A 3,142-nucleotide genomic window follows, 5' to 3' on the forward strand; every position below is an offset into this window, starting at 1 on the left:
TCGCCTTACGGTGGAGCTGTGCGTAGATGTGATCAAGAGACAGCCTATCCGCCAGGACCCTGCGGGCCCTGGACCCGATGAGTTGGCTCTCCCCGCGGCCGGATCGCGCCGGAGAGCATGGCTCTCCGGCGGACTGCCGGTGCCACGGGCGCGGACACGGTGTCCTTCTTTTCGGGAGCCCCGCGTCTCCACCTGCTCCCGGGGATCAGCCCGTCGCCAACCGGTCGCGCAGATGCGCCAGGAGCTGTGCCACCGCTTCCTCCGGCGTGCCGTCGTTGACGATGCGGAGTTCGGCCGGCGGTCCGTCCAGCGCCTGGGCGCGGCGCAGGCGCAGGGCGACATCGCCATCCTCCGCCCGGGACCGGCGGGCGAGGCGCTGCTCCAGCACCTCGGCGGGCGCGGTGATCTCCACCACGGTCACGGCGGGCAGCCGTTCCCGCGCCTGCGGCACCACGGCGCGCGAAACGTTGCAGAGCACCAGCTTCCCCGTTTGCGCGGCCATGGCCGTCTCCGCCGGGATGCCGTAGCAGAGGCCGTGCGCCCGCCAGGACAGGGCGAAGGCGCCCGCCGCCTCGGCACGGCGGAAGCCCGCCTCGTCCAGGCTGTCATGCGCCTCCCATTCCGAGGCGAGGCGCGTCACCACCCGCCGGGGGAAGAGCAGGCGCGGCTCCCCTTCCAGCGCGGCGCGGGCGCCCGCGATCACCGTGTCCTTGCCGGCGCCGCTCGGCCCGACCACCAGCACGAAGCCTCCCTGCATCTCAGGCGACCCGCCTTCCCTGGCGCCAGACCTGCCGCACCACCGGCACGCCGCCCGCCAGGGTGACATGCACCAGGTCGGCGCGCTGGCCGGGCGCGATCACGCCCCGGTCGTCCAGGCCGGTGGCCCGGGCCGGGTTGGCGGTGACCGTGGCGATGGCCTGCGGCAGGGTGATGCCCGGAACGCGCTCCGGCAGGTCGAAGGCCGCCAGCAGCAGGCTGCCCGGCACGTAGTCGGAGGACAGGATGTCCAGCAGCCCGTGCCGCGCCAGCTCCGCCGCCGCGACATTGCCGGAATGGGAGCCGCCGCGGATCAGGTTCGGCGCGCCCATCATCACCCGGATGCCGCGCGCATGGCTTTCCGCCGCCGCCTCGTGGGTGGTCGGGAACTCGGCGATGCCGACCCGTTCCTCCACCGATTGCGCCACATCCGCCAGGGTGGTGTCGTCATGGCTGGCGAGGGCGATGCCGTGCCGCCGTGCCAGCGCGACCAGGGGCGGCCGGTTCCGCGCCGCGCGCTCCGCACCGGTCTCCATGCGGAGGGCGGTCAGCGCCTTCAGCTCCTCGGTGGACTTGCCGGAACGGCGGGCATAGACGAAGTACTTCTCCAGGTCGCGGAACTGCCGCTGCCCGGGCGTGTGGTCCATCAGCGACAGCAGGTCCACCGGATAGCGTTCGCAGAAACGCTCCACCATCTCCACCACGTCCGGCGCCGGGATCTCGCAGCGCAGATGCGTGCGGTGCTCGGCGCGCAGCAGGTCGTCCTGCCGGGCCGCATCGATCGCCCCGGCGAGCTCGAAGAGCTCCCCGCCCAGCCCGCCGCCATCGATGTCGGAACCGGCGCGCAGGCTGTCGAAGACGGTGGTGATGCCCGAGGCCGCGATCTGCGCGTCATAGGCCAGCACGGCGCCCAGCGGATGCCAGCGCACCTTGGGGCGGGGGATGTAGTGCGTCTCCAGATGGTCTGTGTGCAGCTCCACCAGGCCCGGGATCAGCAGCGCGCCACGCAGGTCCACGCGCCGGCCCTCGCCGGCGGCGGGCAGCACGGCGCGCGGCACGTCGCCCTCGCCGATCGCGTCGATCCGGCCATCTTCCAGCCGCACCCAGCCGCGCTGCACGCGGTCGGGCAGCACGATCTCGGCATTCTCGATCAGGTCCACGGGTTCCAGCATCGTCGTTCCTGTCAGGCCGCGTCGGCTTGGGGTTGGGAAGCGGAGAAGCGCGTGACGTCCACCACGCGGCTCGCCACCGCGTCGCGTACGTCCTCGTCATGGAAGATGCCGATCATCGCCACCCCGGCGGCGGCTTTGCGTCGGATCATCTCCACCACCACGGCGCGGTTGCGCGCGTCCAGCGAGGCGGTGGGCTCGTCCAGCAGCAGCACCGGGCGCTCGGCGATCAGGCCACGCGCGATGTTCACGCGCTGCTGCTCGCCGCCGGAGAAGGTGGCGGGCGGCAGGTCCCAGAGCCGTTCCGGCAGGTTCAGCGCCGCCAGCATCTCCGCCGCGCGGCCGCTGGCGGTTTCCGCGTCGAGCCCGCCCTCGCGCCCGGCGGCGGCCACGATCTCGCGCGCGCCCACGCGGGGAATGACGCGCAGGAACTGCGAGACATAGCCCATGGTGGTCCGCCGCAGCGCCAGCACCCGGCGCGGCCCGGCGCTGGCGACATCCACCATCTCCCCCCCGTCGCGGATCAGGATGCGGCCCGTGTCGCAGCGGTAGTTGCCGTAGATCATCCGCAGCAGCGAGGACTTGCCCGCGCCCGAGGGGCCGCCGAGCACCACGCATTCCCCCGGATCGACCGAGAAGGACACGCCATCGACGACGCCGAGCCGGGTGCCGCCGCGCAGATGCAGGGTGAAGGTCTTGCCGACGCCGTCCAGCGTGACGAGAGGCCCGTTCATGGAGGGGTTCATGCCGCGAGCACCGAGGAGACGAGGAGTTGCGTGTAGGGCTCGGACGGATCGTCCAGCACCTGGTCGGTGAGCCCGCTCTCGATCACCCGCCCATGGCGCATCACCATGATCCGGTGCGACAGCAGCCGCGCCACGGCGAGGTCATGGGTGACGATGATCACCGCCAGCCCCAGCTCCGCCACCAGTCCGCGCACGAGGTCCAGCAGGCGCGCCTGCACCGAGACGTCGAGGCCGGAGGTCGGCTCGTCCATCAGCACGAGGCGCGGATGGGTGACGAGGTTGCGCGCGATCTGCAGCCGCTGCCGCATGCCGCCCGAGAAGGCGCGCGGCGTGTCGTCCATGCGGTCGGCGCCGATCTCGACGCGGCCCAGCCAGTCCTGCGCCGTGGCGCGGATGCGGCCATAGTGCCGCGCCCCCACCGCCATCAGCCGCTCCCCGACATTGCCGCCGGCGGAAACGGACATGCGCAGC

General features: G+C 72.6%; 4 protein-coding genes. All 4 read right to left on the bottom strand.

Annotated features, from left to right (window positions below; translation table 11 throughout):
• Positions 1 to 205: 205 nt before the first annotated feature.
• Positions 206 to 757, bottom strand: a complete 552-nt coding sequence (phnN, locus tag ROTAS13_RS21860; RefSeq protein WP_075823408.1) for a phosphonate metabolism protein/1,5-bisphosphokinase (PRPP-forming) PhnN — start codon at positions 755 to 757, stop codon at positions 206 to 208.
• A 1-nt stretch (position 758) separates the two neighbouring features.
• Positions 759 to 1,928, bottom strand: a complete 1,170-nt coding sequence (locus tag ROTAS13_RS21865; RefSeq protein WP_075823409.1) for an alpha-D-ribose 1-methylphosphonate 5-triphosphate diphosphatase — start codon at positions 1,926 to 1,928, stop codon at positions 759 to 761.
• 11 nt (positions 1,929 to 1,939) lie between these two features.
• On the bottom strand, positions 1,940 to 2,659 hold the full coding sequence (phnL, locus tag ROTAS13_RS21870; protein WP_171979199.1) for a phosphonate C-P lyase system protein PhnL: 720 nt from the start codon (positions 2,657 to 2,659) through the stop codon (positions 1,940 to 1,942).
• 8 nt (positions 2,660 to 2,667) lie between these two features.
• Positions 2,668 to 3,142: ATP-binding cassette domain-containing protein (locus ROTAS13_RS21875; protein ID WP_139323486.1), on the bottom strand; the 475-nt coding region annotated here is incomplete at its 5' end.

It is taken from the genome of Roseomonas sp. TAS13, from assembly GCF_001950415.1.
Classification (GTDB): Bacteria; Pseudomonadota; Alphaproteobacteria; order Acetobacterales; family Acetobacteraceae; genus Roseomonas; species Roseomonas mucosa.